Annotated in this window: 19 protein-coding genes; 9 read left to right on the top strand and 10 right to left on the bottom strand. The window is 70.8% G+C overall.

The window, feature by feature from the left end:
- Positions 1–702: 702 nt before the first annotated feature.
- Entirely contained in the window at positions 703–2,469 is a 1,767-nt protein-coding gene (gene rny, locus ABZU53_RS05550; RefSeq protein ID WP_354859966.1) for a ribonuclease Y, read from the top strand.
- A 61-nt stretch (positions 2,470–2,530) separates the two neighbouring features.
- Here rny and ABZU53_RS05545 read toward each other — a convergent pair whose 3' ends face one another.
- Genes ABZU53_RS05545 through ABZU53_RS05530 form a run of 4 tightly spaced genes read right to left on the bottom strand, consistent with a single transcriptional unit; the run spans position 2,531 to position 5,935 of the window.
- Positions 2,531–3,502 carry an amino acid ABC transporter permease gene (locus ABZU53_RS05545; RefSeq protein WP_354862866.1) on the bottom strand — a complete coding sequence of 324 codons (972 nt, stop codon included), beginning with the start codon at positions 3,500–3,502 and terminating at the stop codon, positions 2,531–2,533.
- Positions 3,499–4,206, bottom strand: coding sequence for an amino acid ABC transporter permease (locus ABZU53_RS05540; RefSeq protein WP_354862864.1), 708 nt, complete (start codon positions 4,204–4,206; stop codon positions 3,499–3,501). Before ABZU53_RS05540 ends, ABZU53_RS05545 begins: the two co-directional genes overlap by 4 nt.
- 41 nt (positions 4,207–4,247) lie before the next feature.
- The gene (locus tag ABZU53_RS05535) at positions 4,248–5,123 is read right to left on the bottom strand and encodes a glutamate ABC transporter substrate-binding protein (RefSeq protein WP_354862863.1); all 876 of its coding nucleotides are present in this window, start codon (positions 5,121–5,123) and stop codon (positions 4,248–4,250) included.
- A gap of 56 nt (positions 5,124–5,179) precedes the next feature.
- Positions 5,180–5,935: an amino acid ABC transporter ATP-binding protein gene (locus tag ABZU53_RS05530; protein ID WP_354862861.1), complete on the bottom strand. Its 756-nt coding sequence runs from the start codon at positions 5,933–5,935 to the stop codon at positions 5,180–5,182.
- Between the two features lie 193 nt (positions 5,936–6,128).
- On the opposite strand from ABZU53_RS05530, the gene selD reads away from it, so the two are divergent.
- Positions 6,129–7,118 carry a selenide, water dikinase SelD gene (selD, locus tag ABZU53_RS05525; RefSeq protein WP_355064034.1) on the top strand — a complete coding sequence of 330 codons (990 nt, stop codon included), beginning with the start codon at positions 6,129–6,131 and terminating at the stop codon, positions 7,116–7,118.
- Between the two features lie 239 nt (positions 7,119–7,357).
- Positions 7,358–7,837 (top strand): hypothetical protein, encoded by a 480-nt coding sequence (locus ABZU53_RS05520; RefSeq protein ID WP_354862858.1) that lies wholly within the window; start codon positions 7,358–7,360, stop codon positions 7,835–7,837.
- A gap of 78 nt (positions 7,838–7,915) precedes the next feature.
- Here the strand turns inward: ABZU53_RS05520 and ABZU53_RS05515 are convergent, their stop codons facing one another.
- A complete protein-coding gene (locus tag ABZU53_RS05515) occupies positions 7,916–8,173 on the bottom strand; it encodes a DUF2277 family protein (protein ID WP_355064032.1) in 258 nt (85 codons plus the stop codon).
- Between the two features lie 56 nt (positions 8,174–8,229).
- Here ABZU53_RS05515 and miaB point away from each other — a divergent pair, with 56 nt between their 5' ends.
- Entirely contained in the window at positions 8,230–9,729 is a 1,500-nt protein-coding gene (gene miaB / locus ABZU53_RS05510; protein ID WP_355064030.1) for a tRNA (N6-isopentenyl adenosine(37)-C2)-methylthiotransferase MiaB, read from the top strand.
- A 46-nt stretch (positions 9,730–9,775) separates the two neighbouring features.
- Here the strand turns inward: miaB and ABZU53_RS05505 are convergent, their stop codons facing one another.
- The 3 genes from ABZU53_RS05505 to ABZU53_RS05495 all read right to left on the bottom strand — a co-directional run bounded on the left by ABZU53_RS05505 (position 9,776) and on the right by ABZU53_RS05495 (position 14,534).
- Complete coding sequence (locus tag ABZU53_RS05505; RefSeq protein ID WP_354862853.1) at positions 9,776–11,152, bottom strand: cellulose binding domain-containing protein; 1,377 nt, start codon at positions 11,150–11,152, stop codon at positions 9,776–9,778.
- A 236-nt stretch (positions 11,153–11,388) separates the two neighbouring features.
- Positions 11,389–12,984 carry a cellulase family glycosylhydrolase gene (locus ABZU53_RS05500; protein WP_354863187.1) on the bottom strand — a complete coding sequence of 532 codons (1,596 nt, stop codon included), beginning with the start codon at positions 12,982–12,984 and terminating at the stop codon, positions 11,389–11,391.
- Positions 12,985–13,325: 341 nt separating this feature from the next.
- Positions 13,326–14,534 carry a DUF349 domain-containing protein gene (locus ABZU53_RS05495; protein WP_354863188.1) on the bottom strand — a complete coding sequence of 403 codons (1,209 nt, stop codon included), beginning with the start codon at positions 14,532–14,534 and terminating at the stop codon, positions 13,326–13,328.
- 201 nt (positions 14,535–14,735) lie between these two features.
- On the opposite strand from ABZU53_RS05495, the gene ABZU53_RS05490 reads away from it, so the two are divergent.
- Genes ABZU53_RS05490 through dapF form a run of 3 tightly spaced genes read left to right on the top strand, consistent with a single transcriptional unit; the run spans position 14,736 to position 17,267 of the window.
- Positions 14,736–15,467 carry a class III extradiol dioxygenase subunit B-like domain-containing protein gene (locus ABZU53_RS05490; protein WP_354863189.1) on the top strand — a complete coding sequence of 244 codons (732 nt, stop codon included), beginning with the start codon at positions 14,736–14,738 and terminating at the stop codon, positions 15,465–15,467.
- Positions 15,464–16,396 (top strand): tRNA (adenosine(37)-N6)-dimethylallyltransferase MiaA, encoded by a 933-nt coding sequence (gene miaA / locus ABZU53_RS05485; protein ID WP_355064028.1) that lies wholly within the window; start codon positions 15,464–15,466, stop codon positions 16,394–16,396. Before ABZU53_RS05490 ends, miaA begins: the two co-directional genes overlap by 4 nt.
- A gap of 7 nt (positions 16,397–16,403) precedes the next feature.
- The gene (dapF, locus tag ABZU53_RS05480; protein WP_355064026.1) at positions 16,404–17,267 is read left to right on the top strand and encodes a diaminopimelate epimerase; all 864 of its coding nucleotides are present in this window, start codon (positions 16,404–16,406) and stop codon (positions 17,265–17,267) included.
- Between the two features lie 126 nt (positions 17,268–17,393).
- On the opposite strand, the gene ABZU53_RS05475 is transcribed toward dapF, so the two are convergent.
- Positions 17,394–18,860 (bottom strand): NAD-dependent malic enzyme, encoded by a 1,467-nt coding sequence (locus tag ABZU53_RS05475; protein ID WP_354862368.1) that lies wholly within the window; start codon positions 18,858–18,860, stop codon positions 17,394–17,396.
- Positions 18,861–19,045: 185 nt separating this feature from the next.
- On the opposite strand from ABZU53_RS05475, the gene hflX reads away from it, so the two are divergent.
- The gene (hflX, locus tag ABZU53_RS05470; protein ID WP_354862366.1) at positions 19,046–20,500 is read left to right on the top strand and encodes a GTPase HflX; all 1,455 of its coding nucleotides are present in this window, start codon (positions 19,046–19,048) and stop codon (positions 20,498–20,500) included.
- Positions 20,501–20,550: 50 nt separating this feature from the next.
- Entirely contained in the window at positions 20,551–22,206 is a 1,656-nt protein-coding gene (locus tag ABZU53_RS05465; protein ID WP_355064025.1) for a hypothetical protein, read from the top strand.
- 68 nt (positions 22,207–22,274) lie between these two features.
- Here ABZU53_RS05465 and lexA read toward each other — a convergent pair whose 3' ends face one another.
- Positions 22,275–23,060 (bottom strand): transcriptional repressor LexA, encoded by a 786-nt coding sequence (gene lexA / locus ABZU53_RS05460; RefSeq protein WP_355064023.1) that lies wholly within the window; start codon positions 23,058–23,060, stop codon positions 22,275–22,277.
- Positions 23,061–23,528: the final 468 nt, after the last annotated feature.

The following is a 23,528-nucleotide window of genomic DNA, read 5'->3' as shown; positions in this document are numbered from 1 at the left end:
ACCTTGCTCGACACAAGCTGATCTATCAGAAGTCCCGTTCGCGTCTCCAAAGCCCTTGACTCAAGTCCCGATCGCCAAACGCAACAGCGTTGACATCCAGGATCGAGCACGATCTTGAGGCGCTTCGCGTCGAGACCGGGTCGGTCGGGCGAGATTCGCGACTCGGCAGGGTCACCGGTATCACTAAGTCGGCGTCGCGCAGGGTGCCGCCACCGCTGAACAGGCACGACATCCGAATCGAGGGCGTCGGCTCGCCGCCTTTGTCCTTCCGTGTCCGACACGACATCAGCTTTGGGTGACGCTACAACTTCGCTCCGTTCGGGGGGTTTGATCATGAGTCCTTGACCAGACCGCCCTTGGCGACCTAGCCTCGCCATACAGGCTCACATTGCCCGACCAGCGCAGGCTAAGCGCACAACATAGATCTCGTAACAGAACAGCATCACTTTGGCCGACTCCGCGGCCTTTGGCGGCAGTTCCGGACTGGCCGGTCCGGCACTCCGCGACAACTGCACCCGGTCGCCGACGATGCCCGAGGGCACCGCCGGCGGAGAGAGCTATCCACGGCCAGCCGCTCCGGTCGGGCGTCCACAGCCGCAGGAGTGTGCCTCGGGCACAGTCGCTGCGGTCTCGACGTTCAGGGGAGGCGGCCATGGCGGGGCGGCGGCACAGGTTCACCGGTAGACCCAGCGGGGTCCCGGCATGAACGCCCTCGACGTCGTGCTTCTCGCGGCCGTCCTGATCCTCGCGGTGGTCGTGGTCGGGGCGGTGCTGGTCGGCATCCGGACGCTGCGTCGGATGGGTACGGCGCCGGCCCCGGAGGATCCCGCCTTCATCGCCGAGAAGGACCGTCAGGAGCAGTCCCTGGCCGCCCTGCGCAACGCCGCCGACCAGGCGAACAGCACGATCGACGTGGCCAAGTCCGCGGCCTCCGCGGCTCGGGCCGAGGCGGCGGCGGCGAAGGCTGAGGCGAAGGCGGCCCGGGCTGAGGCCCGGCGGGTGCTCGACGACGCCCGCGCCGAGGCGGACACCGTGCTGGAACGGGCGCACAAGCAGGCCGAGGCGGACGCCGACCAGCTGCGCACGGCAGCCCGCCGCAGCGGCGAGCGGGAGGTCGCGGTGCTCGCCGCCACGACCCGGGAGCAGGCCGCGGAGGTGGAGCGCCGGGCGGCCCGGATGGACGAGCGGGAGCGGCTGCACACCGAGGAGGTGGAACGGTTCGCCGAGCGGGAGCGGCAGCTCACTGCGGCGAGCGCCGCCCTCGCGGCCCGGGAGTCCGCGCTCGCCCAGCGCGAGACCGAGCTGGCCGAGGCCGAGGAGCTGCGCCGCCGGGAACTGGAGCGGGTGGCCGGTCTCACCGCCGAGTCGGCCCGGCTGGAGCTGATCGACGCGATCGAGACGTCTGCCAAGCGCGAGGCGGCGCTGCTGGTGCGCGACATCGAGTCCGACGCGCGCAACACCGCCGAGCAGCGGGCCCGACACATCGTGGTGGACGCGATCCAGCGGGTGGCCAGCGAGCAGACCGCCGAGAGCGTGGTCAGCGTCCTGCATCTGCCGGGCGACGAGATGAAGGGCCGCATCATCGGCCGGGAGGGGCGCAACATCCGCGCCTTCGAGTCGGTGACCGGGGTCAACCTGATCATCGATGACACCCCGGAGGCGGTGCTGCTCTCCTGCTTCGACCCGGTCCGCCGGGAGGTCGGCCGGCTCACGCTGGAGAAGCTGGTGCTGGACGGGCGGATCCACCCGCACCGGATCGAGGAGGTCTACGACCTGGCTCGGCAGGAGGTGGAGCAGCTCTGCCTGCGCGCCGCCGAGGACGCCCTGGTCGAGGTCGGCATCACCGAGATCCACCCGGAGCTGGTGACCCTGCTGGGCCGGCTGCGCTACCGCACCTCGTACGGGCAGAACGTGCTCAAGCACCTGGTCGAGACCGCGCACATCGCCGGCATCATGGCCGCCGAGCTGCGGCTGGACGTGCCCACCATCAAGCGGTCGGCGTTCCTGCACGACATCGGCAAGGCGCTCACCCACGAGGTCGAGGGCAGCCACGCCATCATCGGCGCCGACCTGGCCCGCAAGTACGGCGAGCACGAGGACGTGGTGCACGCCATCGAGGCGCACCACAACGAGGTGCCGCCGCAGACCATCGAGGCCGTGCTCACCCAGGCCTCCGACGCCTGTTCCGGCGGTCGGCCGGGCGCGCGTCGGGAGAGCTTGGAGGCGTACGTCAAGCGCCTGGAGCGGATCGAGGAGATCGCGGCCGGGAAGCTCGGCGTGGACAAGGTCTTCGCCATGCAGGCCGGCCGGGAGATCCGGGTGATGGTCAAGCCCGACGACGTGGACGACATCGGGGCGGCCGTGCTGGCCCGCGACGTGGCCAAGCAGATCGAGGAGGAGCTGACCTACCCGGGTCAGATCCGGGTCACCGTGGTCCGCGAGTCCCGGGTCACCGAGATCGCCCGCTAGTCCAAACAGCAGAAGGGCCAGCCCGGACGCCGGGCTGGCCCTTCTGCTTTCGAGCTGAGCGTCAGGAGCCTCCGCCGGCACCCTCGGCCTGAGACATGAGCGCCGCGGGAGGCGGGTTCTGCGCCGGGGTGCCCGCGGTCTTGCGGCCCCGGGAGAGCCGGCGTTGGACGTACTGGGCCACCTTCGACAGCGAGTAGTTCACCACGATGAAGAGCACGGCGATCACGACGTACACCTGGATCGGGTTGCCCAGCACGCCGATGATCTGCTTGCCGATGTTCAGGGTTTCCTCGTAACTGATGATGAACCCCAACGAGGTGTCCTTGAGTACCACAACCAGCTGGCTGATGAGTGCCGGCAGCATGATCCGGAAGGCCTGCGGCAGCAGGATCATCCGGGTGGTCTGCGTCGGGGACAGCCCGATGGCTGCGGCGGCCTCGGCCTGACCGCTCGGCAGCCCCTCCATGCCGGACCGGAGAATTTCGCCGATCACCACGGAGTTGTAGATCGTGAGGCCGATGACCAGGTACCAGAGGTTGTCAAGGTAGAGGCCGAACTCGGGGAAGCCGCGGGCCACGAAGAAGATGGTGAGCACGACGGGTAGGCCGCGGAAAACCTCGACGCAGACACGGGTTACCGCCGACAGCAGCGTGCTCAGCCCGCGCAGCAGGTACGCAATTGGAGTTGCCATGCCGGCGTAACGGAGCCGGGTCAGGCTCTTGAGCTGGATCCGGAGTACGGCGAGCAGAGTGCCCACTATCAGTGAGGTCACGATGGCCAGTGCCGCTGCGATCAGCGTGTTCTTGAAACCGAGGCCGATCCGATGCCACACCTGGGAGAAGTTCTCGTTGGAGGGGTCGACCAGCGGCCCCCACAACTCCATCGACAGCTGGCCCTTCTCGTCCAACGGCCGGTAGATCAGGAAGTAGGCCCCGACGAGCAGGACCAGGCCGGCGAAGATGCTGCTGACCAGCGTGATCCGCCGCTGCCGAGGCCCGGGGATGTCGTAGAGGACGCTGGTCTGCTGACTCATCGGGCCACCGCCTGTCGCTTCTCGATCCGGTCCAGCAGGGCGCCGAGTGGCACAGTCATGATCAGGTAGCCGACCGAGACGCCGATGGCGACCGGGATGAACGCGTAGCCCTCGGCCCCGGTGAGCTGGTCAGCCGTGGCGGAAAGGTCGCCGACCACTCCAAAGAAACCGGCCAGCGCGGAGTTTTTGATCATCGCGATGATCACCGAGCCGAGCGGCACCACCGACGCCTGCCAGGACTGCGGCAGTACCACGTGGCGCAGGTTCTGGCCGAAGGTCAGACCCAGCGACCGCGCGGCTTCTGCCTGGCCGGCGGGCACCGCGTTCACGCCGGACCGCAACGCCTCGCAGACGAACGCGGCGGTGTAGAGCACGAGGGCGATCAGCGCGAACCGGAAATACGGCAGGTCGGTGCCGAGCCGGCTGAACAGCGAGTCGAGCACCGGGATGCGGAGGAAGTCCGCGTTGGAGCCGAGCGCTGGCAGACCGAAGGCGGCGAAGAACATCACCACGGTCAGCGGCATGTTACGGAAGACGTTCACGTACGTGGTGCCGAGCGCGCGCAGCGGCGGCACCGGGGAGATGCGGAGCACCGCGAGGATCCCGCCCAGGATGAGGGCGCCAATCGCGGCGAGTACGCAGATCTGGAGGGTGAGCCAGAAACCACCCGCAAAGACGTCGAACTTGTCGATGAGCACGTTCACGGGTCGGTGTTCCTCCCCACCCTCCAGATCGAAGGATCAGATCAGTAGCGGTTGATGGTGGGCGCCGAGCCCAGTTCAGCGCCGAACTTGCCAGCGGTGTCGTCCCAGGCCTTCTTCCAGCTGCCGTCGGCGACCGCCTTGTCCAGGGTGTCGTTGATGAAGCTGCGGAAGTCGGCATCTTCCTTCTTCACCCCGATGCCGTACGGCTCCTTGGTGAAGTTGTCGCCGGCCAACTTGAAGGAGGCCTCGTCCTTGGCGATGTAGCCGAGCAGGATCACATTGTCCGTGGTCACGGCGTCGACCTGGCCGCCCTTGAGGGCGTCACGGCACTTGTCGTAGGTGTCGAAGAGCACCAGCTGGGTGCCCACGTCCTTGACGTACTTCTTGATCGTCTCGGCCGGGGTGGAGCCGGTCACCGAGCAGACCTTCTTGGTGCCGTCCTTGAACGAGTCCGGCCCGGTGATGGTGGTGTCGTCCTTCTTGACCAGGATGTTCTGGCCAGCCTCGTAGTACGGGCCTGCGAAGGCGATCCGCTCCTTGCGCTTGTCGTTGATCGTGTACGTCGCGGCGACGAAGTCGACGTTGCCGTTGACGATCACGTCCTCGCGGACCTTCGAGGGGGCCTCAACCCACTCGATCTTGTCCTCGGGGATGCCGAGCTCCTTGACGATGATCTTGGCGATCTCGACGTCGAAGCCCTCCGGCTTGCCGGACAGGCCCTTCAGACCGAAGCCGGGCTGGTCGAACTTGGTGCCAACCTTGATCTTCTGGGCCTTGTTCAGCTTCTCCATGGTGCTGCCGGCGGCGAAGGACTTGCTGCCAGCACCGGTGTCCCCGCCGTCGTCGCCACCACAAGCGGTGAGGCCGAGCGCCAGAGCGGCGACCGCGGCGACTGCCGCAACGCGCTTGATACGCATACTCTTCTCCTTCTTCAACGGAGCCCACCGAGTACGGCGCGCTCCACTACGGACGCCTAGTGCGTGAGGATCTTGGAGAGGAAGTCTCGGGCCCGCTCGCTGCGCGGGTTCGCGAAGAACTCCGCTGGCGGGGCATCCTCGACCAGTTGCCCGTCGGCCATGAAGATGACCCGGTTGGCGGCGTGCCGGGCGAAGCCCATCTCGTGGGTGACCACGACCATCGTCATGCCGTCACTGGCCAGCGAGGTCATCACGTCCAGCACCTCACCGACCATCTCCGGGTCCAGGGCGCTGGTCGGCTCGTCGAAGAGCATCGCCTTGGGCTGCATGGCCAGGGCGCGGGCGATCGCTGCCCGCTGCTGCTGACCGCCGGAGAGCTGGGCCGGGAACTTGTCCGCTTGGTTGGCGATGCCGACCCGGTCGAGCAGGGCCAGGCCGCGTTCGCGGGCAGCGGCCGGCTTCTCCTTGCGGACCTTGATCGGGCCGAGGGTGACGTTCTCCAGGATGGTCTTGTGGGCGAAGAGGTTGAAGGACTGGAAGACCATGCCCACCTCGCTGCGCAGCTTGGCGAGGGGCTTGCCCTCGGCCGGCAGCGGCTGGCCGTCGAAGGTGATGGTGCCGGAGTTGATCGGTTCCAGTCGGTTGATGGCGCGGCACAGCGTCGACTTGCCGGAGCCGGACGGGCCGATCACCACGACCACCTCGCCCCGACCCACCGACAGCGAGACGTCGTCCAGCACGTGCAGCGGCCCGAACCACTTGTTGACCGCGTCCAGCACGATGAGCGGTTCGCCCGTCGTCACGTCGTCCACCGTCCCTGTCGTCTCCCGGATCGGGGTCGGTTGACCCCCGGTTGGGCAACTGTAGGCGGCGTGATGTGGCGGAACGCAACTCAGTTGGTCACGGAGCGGTAACACCGGTCCCGATCGTTGTCGGGGGTCCGATTTTGGTCACCACCGGGCCGCAACGGTGGCGTCGAGACCGGCTTGTCGAGATCATGGGGGGATGACGGAACCGGTACGGCTGACCCGTTACGCGCGCGGCGGTGGCTGCGCCTGCAAGATTCCGCCGGGCGAGCTGGAGGTCATGGTGGCCGGTCTCGGCCCGGCCACCGGCACCGCCGAGCTGCTGGTCGGCCTGGACCACGGCGACGACGCCGCGGTGGTCCGCCTGGACGAGCGGACGGGCCTGGTCAGCACCGCGGACTTCTTCACCCCGGTCGTCGACGACGCGTACGACTGGGGGCGCATCGCCGCGGCCAACGCGTTGTCCGACGTGTACGCGATGGGTGGCATCCCGTTGGTGGCGCTCAACCTGCTCTGCTGGCCGCGCGACGTGCTGCCGCTCGAGTTGGCGCGCGAGGTGCTGCGCGGCGGTCAGGACGTGGCCCGGGAGGCGGGTTGTCACCTGGCCGGTGGGCACAGCGTGGACGACGACGGCCCGAAGTACGGCCTCGCGGTCACCGGCACCGTGCGCCCGGAGGAACTGATCACTCTGGACGCCGGCCGGGCCGGGGTGCCGCTGTCGCTGACCAAGCCGCTCGGGGTGGGCGTGCTCAACACCCGGCACAAGGCGACCGGTGAGAGCTTCCCGGAGGCGGTCGCCTCGATGAGCGCCCTCAACCGGGACGCTGCGCGGGCGGCGGTAGCCGCCGGTATCCGGTGCGGCACCGACGTGACCGGCTTCGGCCTGCTCGGGCACGCCTCGAAGCTGGCCCGTGCCAGCCGGCTCACGGTGGCCATCGACACCGCCCGGGTGCCGTACCTGGCCGGCGCGCGGGAGGCGCTGCGCGACGGGTACGTCAGCGGCGGCAGCCGTCGCAACCTGGAGTGGGTCACGCCCTGGACGGATTTCGGCGCGGCGGACGAGGGTGAGCGGTTGCTGCTGGCCGACGCGCAGACCTCCGGCGGTCTGCTGGTCGCCGGTGAGCTGCCGGGCGCGCCAGTGGTGGGCGAGCTGCTGCCCCGCGGGGAGCACCTGGTCGTCCTGCGCTGACGGACAGCGCGGCGCGGCCCGGACGCAGTGCCGGGACACGCGGTCCCGGTGGTGCGGATGGCGCACGATAGCCGATAAACTGTCACCTTCCCGCTACTCCGAGCAATGCCGCTCAGGGAAATTTTGCCCGGAATGGTCACAGACCGGTAACTTGCCCCCGGCTGGGGTCAAATGCCCCCCACCATCGTCAGTAAGGCCCGATCCGGAGGCCGGTGGGACGAACGCAGCGAGGAGGCGGAATGACCGAGCTGTGGAACTGGAGAATCGATCGGGTACGACCCGTGGAGGTCTACCCGGCGCTGGCCGAGGCGCTCGGTCGGGTGGTGATGCCGCTGGCAGTGGCGGACCCGGCCCGGCTGCCGGCGTACGCGGTGGTGTGTGACGTCTGGCAGGCGCCGGGCGAGTTCTCGACGGTGGTCGACTGCTACGGGGTGCCCGACCGGCTCTCCGAGCACGCCAGCATCGCCGCGCTGGCCCGACTGCTGGGCCGCAACTGCCTGCTGCGCGACGACACGCTCGACGCTGGCCGGCACCTGCTCGTCGCACCGGACGGGACGGTCCGCCCGGTGCACTTCGACGTCCGGGACACCGACGACGGCGAGGTGCTCAGCCGAAAGCGGCTGTGCACGCTGGGTGACCCGGGCTGCCGGGGCTGGTCGCAGTGTCACCGCTCGCGCTGGGCTCCCGACACCGTCGCGCCGGTGCTCGCCGCGGCCTGACCCGGTGCCCAGCCGGCCGGGCCGAGCCGGGGCCGGTGCCCGTGCCGGTGCGCCGAAGAGGCCGGTGCGCCGAAGAGGTCAGCCGCGCCCGGTGGCGGCGGTGGCCGGCCGGTCGGCGGCGCTCGACCCGCCACCCCGCACGACCAGCTGGTCGAGCAGGGTGCGGGTGGCCTCCGTCACGGCGGCCACCGCGGCCTCGAACGCGGCGGCGTTGTGCGCGGCGGGCGCCCGGAAGCCCGAGATCTTCCGGACGTACTGCAACGCCGCCGCCTCGATGTCCGCGTCGGTCACCTGCGGGGTGAACGGCTCCCGCAACGTCTTGATGCTTCGGCACATGTCGGGTGCTCCTCGGTTCGGGGTGATCCGGCCGACCCGGATACGCTGTCCTGGTCATGACTACCGCAGCGGCGGGCAGCCCGCGCACCTACCAGGTGCGCACCTATGGCTGCCAGATGAACGTGCACGACTCCGAGCGCATCTCCGGCCTGCTCGAACAGGCCGGCTACGTGCGCGCGCCCCAGGCCGACGACACCCCGGACATCGTCGTCTTCAACACCTGCGCGGTGCGGGAGAACGCGGACAACCGTCTCTACGGCAACCTCGGTCATCTGCGCCCCGTGAAGGACAAGCACCCGGGGATGCAGATCGCCGTCGGTGGTTGCCTGGCGCAGAAGGACCGCGGCGAGATCGTCCGCAGGGCGCCCTGGGTGGACGTGGTCTTCGGCACGCACAACATCGGTGCCCTGCCGGTGCTGCTGGAACGTGCCCGGCACAACGCCGCCGCCGAGGTGGAGATCCTGGAGTCGCTGGACGTCTTTCCGTCCACGCTGCCGACCCGCCGCGAGTCCACGTACGCCGGCTGGGTCTCGATCTCGGTGGGCTGCAACAACACCTGCACGTTCTGCATCGTGCCCGCTCTGCGCGGCAAGGAGAAGGACCGCCGTCCCGGCGACATCCTCTCCGAGGTGCGCGCCCTGGTCGACGAGGGCGTGCTGGAGGTGACCCTGCTCGGGCAGAACGTCAACTCCTACGGCGTCGAGTTCGGTGACCGGTACGCGTTCGGCAAGCTGCTGCGCGCCTGCGGCGAGATCGACGGGTTGGAGCGGGTCCGGTTCACGAGCCCACACCCGAAGGACTTCACCGACGACGTGATCGCCGCGATGGCCGAGACGCCGAACGTCTGCCACTCGCTGCACATGCCGTTGCAGTCCGGCTCCGACGACGTGCTGAAGGCGATGCGCCGCTCGTACCGCTCCGAGCGTTACCTGGGGATCATCGAGAAGGTCCGTGCGGCGATGCCGGACGCGGCGATCACCACCGACATCATCGTCGGCTTCCCCGGCGAGACGGAGGCCGACTTCCAGCGCACGCTGGACGTGGTGCGCGAGGCCCGGTTCTCCTCGGCCTTCACCTTCCAGTACTCGAAGCGCCCCGGCACTCCCGCCGCGACCATGGACGGCCAGTTGCCCAAGCAGGTCGTGCAGGAGCGCTACGAGCGGCTGGTCGCGGCCGTCGAGGAGATCTCCTGGGCGGAGAACAAGCGACTGGTGGGGGAGCCCGTCGAGGTGCTGGTCGCGGTCGGCGAGGGCCGCAAGGACGAGCGGACCGGGCGGCTCTCCGGCCGGGCCCGCGACGGCCGGCTCGTCCACTTCGACGCCGGCAGTTTCGCCGGGTCGATCCGGCCCGGCGACATCGTGCACACCACAGTCACGTACGCCGCGCCGCATCACCTCAACGCCGACGGAGCGCCGCTGTCGCACCGGCGCACGCGGGCCGGCGACGCCGCCGAGGCGGGGCGCTCCCCGCGTACCCCCGGGGTGTTGTTGGGCCTGCCCACGATCGGCGCACCGGCGGTCGCGCCCGCGCCCACCGGCGGCTGCGCCGCGCACTGACCCCGGCCGGGGCCCGCCGGCACGGCGGACCCCGACCGGCCCACGGTCAGACCGTGATCCGACCGGCGCCGGCGCCAGCCGTCACGATGGACTTGACGGTGCTCGCCGTGTCCAGTTGGTACGAGTACGGGATGCTGGCGACGCTGCCGCCGGTCTGCCCGGCCGGCGAGTTGACGAAGTAGTTGTTGCGGGCGACCAGGCGGCCCGGCCCGGAGTCGGCCTCGCCGAGGTGGTACGTGTCCGGGACGTTCTCGAAGTAGTTGCCCTCGACGAGCACCCCGGCGTTCTCGGTGGAGGCCACGCCGTAGCCGGTGTTGGCCCGGTAGTAGTTGTTGTAGACGTGCACCGGGTTGCCGAAGCGCACCCGCGGGTTGCGCTGCTTGCTGCCGTCGAACCAGTTGTGGTGGTAGGTCACCCGCAGGTGGCCGGTGTCCTGCGCGCCGTTGTCGTCGCTGTGGCCGAGCAGCATGGTCTTGTCGTGGTTGAAGACCCGGTTCCACGACACCGTGACGAAGTCCGACCCGCGCTTGATGTCGACAGCGCCGTCGTACCCGTTGCTGAAGGTGTTGTGGTCGATCCAGATGTTGGTGGCCGACTCCTGCACGTTGATCGCGTCGTCGTTCCAGTCCCGGAAGGTCAGGTTCCGGATGATGACGTTGCGGTCACCGCTGACGTTGAGTCCGCAGCCGACGATTGTCGCGCCGGAGTTGCCGAGGATGGTCTTGTTGGACCGGACGCGCAGCATCCCCGAGCAGGAGATGGTCCCGGAGACGCGGATCACGGCGGAGCCCGTGGCGTTCAGGGCGCTGGTCAGCGCCGAGGCGTTGGTGACGGTGGTGGCCGGTGCGCCGCCACCGCCGGTGGTGCCGCCGTTCTGGGTGGCCCAGCCGACCAGGCCCGTCTGCGGCGGGACGCTCGGTGGAGGATCGCTGGGGATCGGCGGGGTGGTCGGCGTGCCCGGTGTGGTCGGCGTGCCCGGAGTGGTCGGGGTGGTGGTGCTGCCGCCGGTGCAGGCGACGTTGTTCAGGGTGAAGCTGGTCGGGGCCGGGTTGCTGGAGTTGTTCCAGCTCGCGTTGAAGCCGAACGAGGCGCTGCCGTTGGTGGCCAGGTTGCCGTTGTAGTCGACGTTGGTGGCGGAAACCTGAGCGCCGCTCTGTGTGACGGTGGCGCCCCACGCCTGGCTGACCTGCTGGCCGGCCCCGTACGACCAGCGCAGCGTCCACCCGGAGACCGGGTCGCCGAGGTTGGTGACCGTGACGTTGCCGGTGAACCCGCCCGGCCACTGGCTGGCGACCGAGTAGGCGACCTGGCAGCCGGCGGCCGCCTGGGCCGAGACGGCGGTCAGGAGCCCGCCGGTGACCAGGGCCGCGGTGGCGGCGGCGGTGGTGGCGAGCAGCGTCATCCGACGCTGTGATGTGCGCATGCTGCTTCCTCTCGATGAGGCGGACGGACCGTCGCGACGCCCATGCCCGTGGGCGACGAGGTAGGCCGGGACCCATGGCTCCCGGGCCCGCCGGTGCAGTTCGGTGAAAGCGGCTCCCGCGCTCACGCCGGCCACTGCGGAGGCAAGCGCTTTCCCGATGAGAACATAGAAGCACCTGGATGTAAATGCCCGGGGTGGCCGGCGCCCACGACGTGGGCACCGGCCACCCCGGCGACTCAGCAGCCGGCGCCGTTGAGCTTCACGGTTGCCGGGGCGCTGGCCGCGCCGTTGGCGGTGAAGCCCACGGTGACCGAGGCCCCCGCCGCCAGGGACGGCGCGTGACTGGGCGCGGCGGCGGTGACCGTCGTGCCCGACTGGGTGACGGTGGCGTTCCAGCCACTGCCCAGCGTCACGCCGGACGGCCAACTCCAGGTCACCGACCACGGGTTGACCGCGGCCGTACCGGTGTTCTTCACGGTCAGCTCACCCTGGAAGCCGCCCTGCCAGGCGTTTACCTGCCGGTAGGTGGCCGTGCAGGCGCCCGGGGGCGGGGTCGTCGGCCCGCCGGTCGGTCCACCTGTCGGCCCGCCGGTGGGTCCGCCACCGGACGGCGCTATCAGGTACGGCTGGAGGATCGCCTGCTTGGTGGTGTTGATGTTCGTCCAGTCGTCCAGCGCGATGCCCCCGGTGTCACCCGAGTTGGGGTTCCACGACCAGTAGGTGAAGGACATCCCGGTCACCCCGGTGCCGGTGTACGCCATCAACTTCTCCAGCCACACCCGGTCCTTCGGGTCGGCGAGGGTGCTGCCGAACTCACCCATCATGATCGGGGCGATGTTCTGCTTGTAGAGGTAACCGAAGTACTTGTCCCAGATGGCCGGCATGTTCGCCGGATAGTCGGGGGCGTCGAACCAGGTCTGCCGGTAGACCGACGTGGCGTACTCGTGCGGCGAGTAGACCAGCCGGTTGGCCACGTTCAGCCGTACCGGGAACTGGCCGGCCTTCGACAGGTTGCCGCCCCACCAGCCGCAGTCCTCGTCGTTGCTCGGGTCGTTGTCCCACACGTTGGAGAGGCCACCACTGGGGCAGCTCACCCCCTCCACGAAGATCAACCAGTTGGGCTGGACACCGAGGATGGCGTTGCCGGCCCGCTCGGCGGCGAGCCGCCAGTCCCGCGCGGTGTCGCCGCAGCCCCAGCACGCGCCGGTGGCCGCCGGGTTGGTCCCCTCGGCGTGCGGCTCGTTGTGCAGGTCCGCGCCGATCACGGTGGGATTGCCCGCGTACCGCTGGGCGAGCATCTTCCAGTCGTTGATCCAGGTCGCCTCGGAGACCGTCGACGTGTACCAGAGCGGCGACTGCCCGGCCGACGTCGGCCGGTGCCGGTCCAGGATGATCCGCATCCCCTTGCTGCCGGCGTAGTTGATCACCTTGTCCAGGATCTGCAACGGCGAGAGCCCGATCAGGTCCGGGTTGACGAAGTCGTTGATCCCGGTGGCGGTCGCGCCCGGCTTCAGCGCGTCGTTCGAGTACGGCACCCGCAACGTGTTGTAGCCCAGCCGGGCCATCGTGTCGAGCTGCCCCCGCCACGGATTGCTCGACCAGAGCCCGTGGAAGGTCTTGTTGTCGGTCTCCATGCCGAACCAGTTGATGCCGGTCAACCGGACCGTGGCGCCGGTGCTGTCCACGATCTGGCTGCCGTTCGTGTGCAGATAGCCGGTGCCGGTGCCCGCGGCGGAGGCCGGGGCGGTGCTGACGGCGGTGGCGATGAACACGCCGGCCGCGACGGTGGCGAGCGCGGTCAGCGCACCGCCGAGAGCTTTGGGACGGACCATTCGAGCTCCACTTCAAAGGCCCGGCGTCGGCCATGGGCCGCGCGGGCGAGCTGCCGTCGGCACGTCACGGCCCCTTGGGGGTACGCGGACAGTGCGCGACGGTCCATGTCACGCGGACGGGGACACTCGCGGAAGCTCACCGGCCGATCCTCGACAGCGGAGCCCCGCCGTCGTCGCCCTCGTCCCGGTGGCCCTACCTGGCTCCGTCGCCCATTCTCATCAGCCCGCCTCAATGCGTCAACTGCACGGCCCCGCGGCCCCGCCCGTGCCGTGCGGCGTTCCCGGACACGCGAGAGCCCCCGGTCCCTTGCGGGGACCGGGGGCTTTCGGACAGCGTCAGCTCAGCCGGCCTGCTCGGCGAGCTGGAGGAACTGCCGCTTGGAGGCGAGGGCCTGCTCGGCCTCGGAGATCCGGCGGGCGTCCCCGGCGCTCTGCGCCCGGGCCAGCCGCTCCTCGGCCTCCGCCACCTGGGCCCGCATCTGGGCGAGCAGCGGATTGTCCTCCTTGGTGGTGCGGCGCCACGCCGAGTCCATCACGTCGCGGACCTTGTCGTCGATGACCCGCAACCGGCGCTCCAGCCCGGCGGCCGCCTCGCGGGGCACCCGGCCAGCCTCGTGCCACTGGGCCTGGATCTCCCGCAGCTTGGCCTGGGCGCCCTTCGGGTCAGCGTCGATGTCCAGGGCCTCGGCCTCGGCCAGCAGGGCCTGCTTACGCTCCAGGTTGCCGCGCTGCTCGTTGTCCCGTGCGGAGAAGACCTCGCTGCGCCGGCTGAAGAAGGCGTCCTGCGCGGCCCGGAACCGTTCCCAGAGCTTCTGCTCGGCCTCCTTGGAGGCACGCGGGGCGGCCTTCCACTGCGTCATCAGCTCCTTGAGCTGGTTGGCCGTGGCCGCCCACTCGGTGGAGTCCTTGATCTTCTCGGCCTCGGCGACCAGCTCTTCCTTGACGGTCTGCGCCTGCTTGCGCGTCGCGTCCAGCGAGGCGAAGTGGGCGCCCCGACGCCGGGTGAACCCGTCCCGTGCGGCGGCGAACCGCTTCCACAGCTCACCGTCGGCCTTCTTGTCGACCCCGCGAATGGTCTTCCACTCGTCGAGGATGTCCTTGAGCCGGTCACCGGCCGTCTTCCAGCCGGTGGACTCGGCGGCGAGCTTCTCGGCCTCCTCGACCAGCGCGGTCTTGCGGGCCAGGGCTTCGACGCGTGCGGCGTCCCGGGCGGCCCGGGCCTCCCCGGCCTTCTCCTCGGCAAGGGTCGCCAGCTTGTCCAGCCGAGCGGCCAGGGCGTCGATGTCGCCGACCACGTGGGCCTCGGGCAGCGTGGTGCGGATCCGCCGAATCGTGCTCAACGAATGCCCGGCGTCCGCCGCGCCCGAGTTGAGCCGCGCTTCGGTCAGGTCCACCTCGGTGACCAGGTCGGCGAAGCGGCGTGCGAAGTGCGCGAGACCCTCCTCCGGTGCTCCCGCCTGCCAGGATCCGACCACCCGCTCGCCCTCGGAGGTCTTGACGTAAACGGTGCCGTCCGCGTCCACCCGTCCGAAGGCAGTCCAGTCGCTCATGTGCCCATCCTCGTTCTCCCGGCGTCGAGGGAGCCGTCCCCCGTCGCCGCCACGGCGCAGCCAAGTTACTTCCGGCATTGTCACAGGTCCGACCCGGTCCCCGTCGAGCGCCTATCGCCGACCGTGACCATACGGTGTCCTAGAGCCTGATTGACCGGATCGGCGCGGAGACGCACCGGGCATTCCCGCTACGGTGAACGGGTGCCACTGGTCGCCGCCGCTGTCTGCCCGCATCCGCCCCTGCTCGTGCCCGAGGTTGCCGGTGCCGCCGCCAGCGAACTGGACGACCTGCGGGCGGCCTGTGACCTCGCCGTACGCCGACTGCTGGCCGCCGATCCGGACGCGGTGGTGCTGCTCGGCGTCGGCCCGTCGACCGGCCCGATCCGGCCCCCGGCCACCGGTTCCCTGCAGCCCTGGGGCGTCGACCTGGACGTGCCCCTGATCCCCGGTCAGCCGGACCGGGGCGCGGTGCTGCCGTTGAGCCTGACGGTCGGCGCGTGGCTGCTGGCCCGGCACGCCGTGCGTCCCGCCGTGGCCGCCGCGGCGGTGACCGCCGTGCAGGTGACCGCCGACGCCGGGCCGGTGGAGGTGGCCGCGCTCGCCGAGCAGGTCGCCGCGGCGGGCGAGCGGGTGGCACTGCTGGTGCTCGGCGACGGGTCGGCCTGCCGGGGGGAGAAGGCCCCCGGGTACGACGACCAGCGCGCCCTGCCGTACGACAAGCGGGTCGCCGCGGCCCTGTCCGAGGCGGACCTGGACGCCCTGCGCGACCTGGATGCGGGTCTGTCGGGGCAGTTGAAGGTCGCCGGCCGGGCGTCGTGGCAGGTGCTCGCCGAGGCGGCCCGGTCGAGCGGCGCGGGGTGGCGCGGCGAGCTGCTGCACGACTCGGCCCCCTACGGCGTGGCCTACTTCGTGGCGTCCTGGGAGCGGGCGTGACCGGCGGCGCAGCGGTCCCGGTCGGCACGGTCGTGGCGGTGGTCGGCCCGACGGCGGCGGGCAAGTCGGCGTTGAGCATCGCGCTCGCGCACGCGCTGGACGGGGAGGTGGTCAACGCCGACTCGATGCAGCTCTACCGGGGCATGGACATCGGCACCGCCAAGTTGACCCCCGCCGAGCGGGAAGGGGTGCCGCACCACCTGCTCGACATCTGGGAGGTCACCGAGCCGGCCAGCGTCGCGGAGTACCAGCGGCTGGCCCGCGCGGCCGTGGACGACATCCTGTCCCGGGGACGGGTGCCGCTGCTGGTGGGTGGCTCGGGGCTGTACGTGCGGGCGGTGCTGGAGCGCTTCGAGTTCCCCGGCACCGACGCGGCGCTGCGCGAGCGGCTGGAACGGGAGTTGGCCGAGGTCGGCCCGGCTCCGCTGTACGCGCGGCTGCGCGCCGCCGACCCGGTGGCCGCCGAGGGCATCCTGCCCGGCAACGGCCGGCGGATCGTGCGGGCCCTCGAGGTGATCGAGCTGACCGGCGCGCCGTTCGCCGCGTCACTGCCGCAGCCGACCCCGTACTACCCGTCGGTGCAGCTCGGCGTCGACCTGGACACCGGGCTGCTGGACGAGCGGATCGCGCTGCGGGTGGACCGGATGTGGGCCGACGGTCTGGTGCCCGAGACCCGTGAGCTGGTGGGTCGAGGGCTGGCAGAGGGACGAACGGCCAGCCGGGCGCTCGGCTACCAGCAGGTCCTGCGCCTGCTCGACGGTGAGCTGACCGAGGCGCAGGCGCACGACGAGACCGTCCGGGCCACCCGGCGCTTCGTCCGGCGGCAGCGGTCCTGGTTCCGGCGCGACCCGCGGATCCAGTGGCTGGACTCGGCGACGCCGGACCTGATCGGGGCCGCGCTGCGTCTGGTGCCGGCCGCTGCGCGATGATGGGGGCGTGGAGTTCACCAAGGGCCACGGCACCGGCAACGACTTCGTCCTCCTGCCCGACCCGGACGGTCAGCTCGACCTGACCCCGGAGCTGGTCGCGGCGCTCTGCGACCGGCGGCGGGGCATCGGCGCGGACGGCGTGCTGCGGGTCGTCCGGGCGGCCAAGCATCCGGACGGCGCCGGGCTGGCCGGCGAGGCCGAGTGGTTCATGGACTACTGGAACGCCGACGGTTCGTTCGCCGAGATGTGCGGCAACGGCGCGCGGGTCTTCGTGCGCTACCTGCTCGACAACGATCTGGCCACGCCGGCCGGCGCGGCGTTGCCGGTGGCCACCCGGGCCGGCGTCGTGCGCGCGCTGGTCGAGGGCGACGCCGTGTCCGTCGAGATGCGCCGCCCCCAGGTGTACGGCTCCTCGACCGCCACCCTGGGCGGGCTGACCCTGCCCGGCACGGCTGTGGACATCGGCAACCCGCACCTGGTCTGTGTCCTGCCGGCGGGCGTGGAGTTGGCCGCGCTGGATCTCACCGTCGCGCCCGGGTTCGACCCTGAGGTCTTCCCGGCCGGCGTCAACGTGGAGTTCATCGTGGCGGGCGACCCGGTCGACGGCACCGACGGGCACTCCCTGATGCGGGTGTACGAGCGTGGCAGCGCCGAGACCCTGTCCTGCGGCACCGGTGCCTGCGCGGTGGGCGCGGTGGCCCTGCGCGACGCCGGCCGCGACACCGGTGTGGTCGCCGTCGACGTCCCCGGCGGCCGCCTGACGGTGACGGTCACCGAGAACTCCTGCTGGCTGTCCGGCCCCGCCGTCCTGGTGGCAACGGGCGAGATCAGCCTTTCCGCGCTGACCAACCCAACCCACCCCCTCCTCTGACCCACCGCGCCCACATCGCGGGCGCGCCGCGTCGATCATGAAGTTATTGCCAGCCTGCTCGGCGTGTCATGGCAATAACTTCATGATCGACGGAGGGGCGGGGTCGGGTGCCCGGCGGTTCGTGCGTTACGGGGTGGCGCTGGCGTTGGCCGCGATCTCGGGGAGGTCGGTGGGGCCCGGGTCGGCTGCCGGGAGAGGGCTGGGGTTGTTCGCGGCGGCCCGGACGGCGGCCGCGACCGCCGGGGCGACCCGCGAGTCGAAGACGCTCGGCACGATCACCGTCGGGTTGATCTTCTCCTCACCGACGACGTCGGCGATGGCCCGGGCGGCCGCGATCGCCATCTCCTCGGTGAACTCCTCGGCGTGCGCGTCAAGCATCCCGCGGAACACGCCGGGGAAGGCGAGCACGTTGTTGATCTGGTTGGGCTGGTCCGAGCGGCCGGTGGCGACCACCGCGGCGTACTTGCGCGCCTCCCGGGGGTCGACCTCCGGGTCCGGGTTGGCCAGCGCGAAGACGATGGCGTCCTTCGCCATGCCGGCGATGTCGTCGCCGGTGAGCAGGTTCGGCGCGCTGACCCCGATGAACACGTCGGCGCCCCGGATCGCGCCGGGCAGGTCGCCCGCGTAGTTCTCCTTGTTGGTGTTCTCCGCCAGCCACTGCCAGGCCGGGTTGAGGTCGGTCAGCCCGCGGTGCAGGGCGCCCTGGCGGTCGTACGCGATGATGTCGCCGACGCCCTGGCGCAGCAGCAGCTTCATGATCGCGGTGCCCGCCGCGCCGGCGCCGGAGACGACGACCCGGACGTCCGCGAGCTGCTTGCCCACGACGCGCAGCGCGTTGGTCAGCGCGGCCAGCACGCAGATCGCGGTGCCGTGCTGATCGTCGTGAAAGACCGGGATGTCCAGCGCCTCGCGCAGCCGGGCCTCGATCTCGAAGCAGCGCGGCGCGGCGATGTCCTCCAGGTTGATCCCGCCGTACGCGGGCGCGATCGCCTTGACGATCTGCACGATCTCGTCGGTGTCCTGCGTGTCCAGCACGACCGGCCAGGCGTCCACCCCGCCGAAGCGCTTGAACAGCGCGGCCTTGCCCTCCATCACCGGCAGCGACGCGGCCGGGCCCAGGTTGCCCAGCCCGAGCACCGCGGAGCCGTCGCTGACCACCGCCACCGTGTTGCGCTTGATCGTCAGCCGTCGGGCGTCCGCCGGGTTCTCGGCGATCGCCATGCAGACCCGGGCCACCCCCGGGGTGTACGCCCGGGACAGCTCGTCACGGTTGCGCAGCGCGACCTTGGAGGTCACCTCGATCTTGCCGCCGAGGTGCAGGAGGAAGGTGCGGTCCGACACCTTGCGCACGTCCACGCCGTCGAGCGCGGTCAGCGCCTCGACCACCTGGTCGGCGTGACCGGCGTCGGCGGTGTCGCAGGTCAGGTCGACGATCACGTTGGTCGGGTCCGAGTCCACCACGTCCAGCGCCGTGACGATCGCTCCGGCCTCGCCGACGGAGGTGGTGAGCCGGCCGATCGAGGACGCGTCCGCGGTCACGGCGATCCGGATGGTGATCGAGAATCCGGCGCTCGGCAGTCGGGTGATGGCCACGGGGTCCCTCCGTCACGGCTGTGCGGCCGGTCGGCCGCCGCCCCCGCATTTCTACCGGGTTGTCGAGGTCGACCGGTATTCGCCCCCACTTTTGGCGACCTCCAGCACGGGCATATAGCAGGTGCGTTCGGCGTTGTGCCATGTCAGGATTACGTTCTACTCATCATTTCGGACAGGAGAACCGCTTGCGAGACCAGGAGAGCTTCGTCCCCGTCGAGGACGAGTTCGACGACGTCACCACTGGCGAGATGGAGCTGTCGGAGCGACAGTCCCTGCGACGCGTTCCGGGCCTGTCAACCGAGCTCACCGACGTCACCGAGGTGGAATACCGCCAGCTGCGACTGGAGCGGGTCGTCCTGGTGGGCGTCTGGACCGAGGGCACGGTCACCGACGCGGAGAATTCCCTGACCGAGCTGGCCGCGCTGGCCGAGACCGCCGGCTCGCAGGTGCTCGAAGGGCTGATCCAGCGTCGTACCCGACCCGACCCGGCCACGTACATCGGTCGCGGCAAGGTCGACGATCTTGGCGCGGTGGTGCTGTCCACCGGCGCCGACACGGTCATCTGTGACGGTGAGCTGTCGCCGTCGCAGCTGCGCAACCTGGAGCAGCGCACCAAGGTCAAGGTTGTCGACCGGACGGCGCTGATCCTCGACATCTTCGCCCAGCACGCCAAGAGCAAGGAAGGTAAGGCGCAGGTCGAGCTGGCCCAGCTGCAATACCTGCTGCCCCGACTGCGCGGTTGGGGTGAGACGCTCTCCCGCCAGACCGGTGGTAGCGGTCGCGGCGGCGGCGCGGGCGGCGGTGTGGGTGTGCGTGGTCCCGGTGAGACCAAGCTGGAGACCGACCGTCGGCGCATCCGTCACCGCATCTCCCGGCTGCGTCGCGAGATCAAGAGCATGCGCACGGTACGCGTCACCAAGCGCGCCCGTCGCACCCGCAACTCCGTGCCCGCCGTGGCCATCGCCGGCTACACCAACGCCGGCAAGTCCAGCCTGCTCAACCGACTGACCGGCGCGGGCGTGCTGGTGGAGAACGCGCTCTTCGCGACGCTCGACCCGACCACCCGCAAGGCCACCACCTCGGACGGGCGGCTCTACACGCTCTCCGACACGGTGGGCTTCGTCCGGCACCTGCCGCACCAGATCGTCGAGGCGTTCCGCTCGACGCTGGAGGAGGTCGCGGAGGCGGACCTGGTGGTGCACGTCGTCGACGGCACCCACCCGGATCCGGAGGAGCAGGTCCGGGCGGTGCACGAGGTGCTCGCCGAGGTGGGCGCGGACCGGCTGCCCGAGCTGCTGGTGGTCAACAAGACCGACGCGGCCGACGAGGACGCGCTGCTGCGGCTCAAGCGACTCTGGCCCGAGGCGATCTTCGTCTCGGCGTACTCGGGGCGGGGGATCGACGCCCTGCGGGCGGCGATCGAGGAGCGGCTGCCGCAACCCGCCGTGGAGGTCCGGGCCGTGCTGCCGTACGACCGGGGTGACCTGGTGTCCCGGGTGCACCGCACGGGCGAGGTGCTCAGTACGTCGCACCTACCGGAGGGCACCCTGCTGCACGTTCGGGTCAGCGCGGCGCTCGCCGCCGAGCTGGCGCCGTTCGACGTGCAGCGCGAGGGCCAGGCGGTCGGCAGCCGGCCCTGAGCGGCCCCGGCGTCATCCACCGGAAACGCGCGGCATGCGACACTGGCCGAATGCGCCGCGTTGTTTCCTCGGTCACGGTTGCCCTCGGCCTGCTCGGGGCAACCGTGGCGCTGGCCGGAGTCGCCGTAGCCGCTCCCGCTCCCGGATCATCCCAGCCGCCCGGCGCCACCCCTGGCAAGAAGCGCTGCTCGGTCACCGACGAGCGGCTGCGGGAGCTGTCCGGGCTGGTAGCGACCAAGACCGGCTACATCGTCATCAACGACGGCACCGAGGTTGAGGCGCGCAAACGGATCTTCTTCCTCGACAGCAAGTGCAAGGTCGTCAAGGAGCCGGTCCGCTACTCGGGTCAGGGGCCGTTCGACACCGAGGACCTCGCCGTGTCGCCGAAGGGCGACACCCTGTGGATCGGTGACATCGGCGACAACACCACCAACAAGGAGCGGCGGTCGCGGATCGCGGTCTGGACCATGCCGATCACCGGTACGAAGCAGCCCGTGCTGCACCGGCTCTCCTACCCCGAGAACAAGCCGCACGACGCCGAGGCGTTGCTGGTGGGGGCCGACGGCCTTCCGCTGATCATCACCAAGGTGTCGAGCGGCAACGCGGAGATCTACACCCCGACGGCGAAGCTGAAGAACGGCGACACCGCGCCGGTGCCGATGAAGAAGGTCGGCGAGATCAAGCTGCCGAAGACCACCACGGAGAACCCGCTCAGCGTCTACGGGCGGCTCGCGGTCACCGGGGCCGCCCGATCGCCGGACGGCAGCCGCGTCGTCGTCCGGACGTACGCGGACGCCTTCGAGTACGACGTGACCGACGGCAACATCGTCGGGGCGCTCACCACCGGCAAGCCGCGGGTGACGCCACTGGCCGACCCGTTCGGTGAGGCGATCTCCTACACCCCGGACGGGAAGACCTTCGTCACCGTCTCCGACGGCGGGCAGCTCACCGCGGACGAGCCCGTCGACATTCTGAGCTACACGCCGTCCAACAGCGTGGCCGCGCCCGTTGCCGCTCCCGGGGGTGCCAACCCGGCCGCCGAGAAGTCCTGGATCGACGGGCTCAGTCTCGATGACATCACCTACCTCGTGGGCGCGGTCGGCGTGCTCGGTCTGCTGCTCGTCGGCGCCGGCATCGTCGGCATCCTGCGGGCCCGCCGCCGGCCACCGGCGGCCGACGATTCGGACTCGACGGATGACCGGGACGACCGGCGCGGCGCAGGGCGGGACGAGGGCGCCCCGCCCGGCGGTGGCCGTCCCGGCACCGGCGTGTACGGCGGGGCGGCGGCCGATGGCGGCGTCTACGGCGGTGGTTCCGGCCGGGGCGGTCCCGCTCCTGCTGGCGGTGCCGTGTACGGCGGCGGCGGTGCGCGCCCAGCCGGTGAGGGGGGTGGCGGCGGTTACGGCCCCGCCCGCCCCGGCGGTGGTGGCGGCGGTGCTCCGGTCGGGGGCGGTGTCTACGGTGGCGGCCGTGCCGGCGGCCCCGGAGGTCCACCCGGCGGTGCCGGTGGCCGACCGGGCGGCGGGGTGTACGGCGGCGGTGGTGGTCAGCCCGGCGGCGGTCGGGCGGAGCCGCCACGGCGCGGTGGGCAGGAGCCGGACTACCGGGGCCAGCGGCCCGGCCGTCGGCGGGACGGCGACGTGCCCGGCGACCCGTACGGGCAGTATCCCGGGGGCGGCCGTGGCCAGCGGGGCGACCGCTACTGACACGGTCAGCGCATCGGTCCGGCCGCGCGGGTGAGCGCGGTGGGGCCACTCACCCGCGCGCCGGCCGGTCAGATCCGGCGGAGCACCGCCACAACCCGGCCCATGATGGTGGCGTCGTCGCCGGGGATCGGGTCGAAGGCGGGGTTCTGCGGCATCAGCCAGACGTGCCCGTCGCGTCGCCGGTAGGTCTTGACGGTGGCCTCGCCGTCGAGCATGGCGGCCACGATCTCGCCCGAGTCGGCCGTCGGCTGCTGCCGGACGACCACCCAGTCGCCGTCGCAGATCGCCGCGTCGAGCATCGAGTCACCCTTGACCTGGAGCATGAACACCTCGCCCTCGCCGACCAGCTCGCGGGGCAGGGGGAAGATGTCCTCCACCGCCTGCTCGGCGAGGATCGGCCCACCGGCGGCGATGCGGCCGAGCATCGGCACGTACGCCGGGGTGGGCCGTTGGGCGCGGGACAACTCGTCGTCGATGGCCTCGCTGGGGGCACGGACGTCCACCGCTCGGGGCCGGTTGGGGTCGCGGCGGAGGAAGCCCTTCTTCTCCAGCTCCTTGAGCTGGTAGGCGACGCTCGACGGGGACACCAGGCCGACCGCCTCGCCGATCTCACGGACGCTCGGCGGGTAGCCGTGCCGGTCGACCCAGGTGCGGATGAACTCCAGGATGCGGCGCTGGCGGGCGGTCAGGTCGACCGTCGCGGGGTCGGGGAAGGCGCTGACCACCGGGGTGACCGGGCGCACGGCAGGCTGACCCGTCCGGCTGCGCGCGGCGCTGCGGCGTCGGGTGGCCGGCGGGCCCGCCTCGGTGATCTGCTGCGGGCTCTTCGGCCGGCTGGCCCGGTCTTCGGTCACGTCCGTCCTCCCTGGTCGGCGCTGGGTGCCTCGTCGGCTCGTGGTGCGTGCGGTGGTGCCATGTTGTTCATGACCGTATAGGTGAGATCGGTCATTTTCAAACATCTGTACGACCTCTCACCGGCGTGTCGGGGTGAAAAACCGCTCCGGTCGTACGGATGTTCTGATAAATGGTACGTCGAGTAGCACGGATGTTCGATCGGTGGCTGTTTTCCGGGGCGTTCCGGCCGTGCGGCCGGTAACCGGAGCGGGTTCCCGGCGTTGGTTCTGCGGTGAGGTGGCAGGTGCGGAGGACCGGATGGTCCGTGACGCGCCGGACACGCCGGTCGACTTGACCCGGGTTCGCCAGCGACATACGGTCAACCCCTAGATGTAGTAGTGACACGGGCGTAAGTTGCCTACAGGTTGGGTTCGACTACCGACCGCACTCCCGTAACGTTGATCACGGCGGGCGTCACCCGAGGGTGG

Origin of the sequence: Micromonospora sp. NPDC005194 (assembly GCF_040608335.1) — a bacterium.
In the GTDB taxonomy this organism is placed as follows: domain Bacteria; phylum Actinomycetota; class Actinomycetes; order Mycobacteriales; family Micromonosporaceae; genus Micromonospora.
The sequence above is the reverse complement of the archived record's forward strand: the minus strand, read 5'-3'. Positions and strand labels throughout refer to the sequence as shown.

Coding starts and splice junctions, on each gene's coding strand:
- rny (WP_354859966.1), top strand. CDS start 703: ATGAACGCCCTCGACGTCGTGCTTCTCGCGGCCGTCCTGATCCTCGCG.
- ABZU53_RS05545 (WP_354862866.1), bottom strand. CDS start 3,502: ATGAGTCAGCAGACCAGCGTCCTCTACGACATCCCCGGGCCTCGGCAG.
- ABZU53_RS05535 (WP_354862863.1), bottom strand. CDS start 5,123: ATGCGTATCAAGCGCGTTGCGGCAGTCGCCGCGGTCGCCGCTCTGGCG.
- selD (WP_355064034.1), top strand. CDS start 6,129: ATGACGGAACCGGTACGGCTGACCCGTTACGCGCGCGGCGGTGGCTGC.
- ABZU53_RS05520 (WP_354862858.1), top strand. CDS start 7,358: ATGACCGAGCTGTGGAACTGGAGAATCGATCGGGTACGACCCGTGGAG.
- ABZU53_RS05515 (WP_355064032.1), bottom strand. CDS start 8,173: ATGTGCCGAAGCATCAAGACGTTGCGGGAGCCGTTCACCCCGCAGGTG.
- miaB (WP_355064030.1), top strand. CDS start 8,230: ATGACTACCGCAGCGGCGGGCAGCCCGCGCACCTACCAGGTGCGCACC.
- ABZU53_RS05505 (WP_354862853.1), bottom strand. CDS start 11,152: ATGCGCACATCACAGCGTCGGATGACGCTGCTCGCCACCACCGCCGCC.
- ABZU53_RS05500 (WP_354863187.1), bottom strand. CDS start 12,984: ATGGTCCGTCCCAAAGCTCTCGGCGGTGCGCTGACCGCGCTCGCCACC.
- ABZU53_RS05495 (WP_354863188.1), bottom strand. CDS start 14,534: ATGAGCGACTGGACTGCCTTCGGACGGGTGGACGCGGACGGCACCGTT.
- ABZU53_RS05465 (WP_355064025.1), top strand. CDS start 20,551: ATGCGCCGCGTTGTTTCCTCGGTCACGGTTGCCCTCGGCCTGCTCGGG.